Raw genomic sequence first — 1,396 nt, 5'->3', positions numbered from 1 at the left:
CGCTTGTAAGCCTTGTAGAAGCCGCTCGTCTCTTTAAAGCCCAGATGCAAACTCAACGAAGACAAGCTCACTCCTCGATCTAGTTGTTTTGCTGCTTCCTCTTTTCTTATTTGATCGAATAAAGTTTTAAAATCGCTGCTCTCTTCTTTTAGCTTCCTGTAGAGCGTTTGTCTGCTCATTCCCAGCGAGGCGCTAATTAATTCCGTACTAACTGGTTCTGAGCTTTTGATTCTTTCTTCTATGCGTTTTTTTACTTTTTCTTGGGTCGAGCTTGTGCCTTGAATATCTGATAGTAGCTCTGAGGCTTTCGATTGAATTATCCCTTTCACTAACGAGTTGCTGCTGACGATTGGGAGCTCAAGTGCTTGCGCTTTGATCGAGATTCTATTTGATGAAGCGTTAAATCGAATTGAGTGACCAAAAATCTGTTTAAATTGATGAGCGTAATCAGGCTCTGGAAAACTGAATTCGGCTTTTTCTATCGTAAGTTCATTACCCGTCAGTGAATATGCCCACGCCATCACGGCGCTCATACTGCGTTCGATCGCGATGGTAGGATATTGTTGTTTACTTCCGATATTAAAGGTCAAACTAACAAGGCTATCTTGCCTGTGCACGGTGATGTTCTCCGAGGCATTCATGAGCACAAGATTGTTTGTAAATACTTCTAATGCCTCGCCTAAATTACTACATTGACTAACCCAACTTGCTAATAATCCCTTGGCGTTTGGATTAATTGTTTGTCCAATGCGTAAACCAAGGCCTCGTCCTTTATCGTGCTTGTCGATCTCTTGCCATAAAGAGATCAGAACCGATTCTGGTAGGCGCGAGTCAGGGCTATTGCTCCATGACCTATCCCATCCCAGCTCACTCAGTGTTTTCGTCGATAAAATGTCTAACTCAAGACATATATCGACTAGGTCTTGCGCTGCTGCGCATGAGACAGTGTTACCAATAGACATAAACGTGTTACCGAAGGACCTAGGTTGCTGTTTGGCTTACTTTTAACATTCACATCTTCAATCATAACCCCACAGGACTGAATTGTGATGCGAATTTTTAGCGCTTGCGTTCTCGTACTTAGCGCACTTCTCAGTGCGTGCAGTCAATCCATCGACCCACAAGTATTAGAGCAAAAATATACCAACTCATCTTCTTCATTTATGGAGCTCGATGGAAACCGTATTCATTATCGGGATGAAGGAGAGGGCGATGTAATCGTTTTGATTCATGGTACGGCATCTTCACTGCATACTTGGGATGCATGGACTGAATCATTGAAACAGCATTACCGCATTATCCGTATGGATTTACCTGGTTTCGGCTTGACCGGTCCTGACCACAAAGACCGCTACGAAGTGTCAGACGATGTGACCTTTTTAAAGCAATTTCTTGG

At 43.3% G+C, this 1,396-nt stretch carries 2 protein-coding genes; one reads left to right on the top strand and one right to left on the bottom strand.

The features are described 5' to 3' along the window. Nucleotides 1–962, bottom strand: a 962-nt coding sequence (locus tag A3739_RS09085) for an AraC family transcriptional regulator (protein WP_068501072.1), incomplete at its 3' end; no start/stop codon positions are given. An 87-nt stretch (nt 963–1,049) separates the two neighbouring features. Here A3739_RS09085 and A3739_RS09080 point away from each other — a divergent pair. Then, nucleotides 1,050–1,396: alpha/beta fold hydrolase (locus A3739_RS09080; protein WP_197472233.1), on the top strand; the 347-nt coding region annotated here is incomplete at its 3' end.

This window comes from Oleiphilus sp. HI0067 (assembly GCF_001635735.1).
Note: the sequence above shows the minus strand (reverse complement) of the source record. Positions and strands in the feature narration are given on the sequence as shown.